At 42.2% G+C, this 604-nt stretch carries 1 protein-coding gene; it reads left to right on the forward strand.

Annotation, left to right across the window (positions count from 1 at the left end; all coding sequences use genetic code 11):
• Positions 1-157 precede the first annotated feature (157 nt).
• Positions 158-604: hypothetical protein (locus ACWPKD_RS15235; protein WP_455413541.1), on the forward strand; the 447-nt coding region annotated here is incomplete at its 3' end.

Genomic DNA, 604 nt, shown 5'->3' on the forward strand with positions numbered 1-604 from the left:
TACTTTGGTTCAGATTGCCAGTCAATTGAATGTTAATCCAGATCCAAATACTTTAGTTGCCACTACAACATTCTCCGGTTTGGCTGCAGGTCATTATATTATACGTATAACAGATCAACTGCAAACATTGGAGAATGCTTCTGAATGTGAAACTACAGTGGATCGAATTCCAAGTGTGCCAATCGATGAAAACTGTTCCAACGATGAAATAACCGCATGTGGCTTAACACAAGAAGCTATTAATGCCGATTATTTAGCTTGGTTCAATAGTTTAGCTCCAACAGGAGGTACCAATCTTCAATATACTATTATAGTTAGAGATGGAGAGGGTACTGTTGTTGATGAAGACGGGGTATTTGCTCCGGCTCGATGTGGTGCTGTCTATACCGCAACGGTTACCTATTCAGATGATTGTGCCCAAAGTGGCGATTGTCAGGGAACTTATACCGTAATAGGTGACACCGAAGCTCCTGCAATTGTTGATATTGCTGATTACGCTTTACCAGGCTGTAACACAGCTTGGCCAGAATCTGTATCCACAACATTCACAGACAATTGTGGTGTCGAAGGACAAACCAGCGGTAATGTTCCTGGCGAGTTAACC

Source organism: Flavobacterium pedocola, assembly GCF_053764385.1.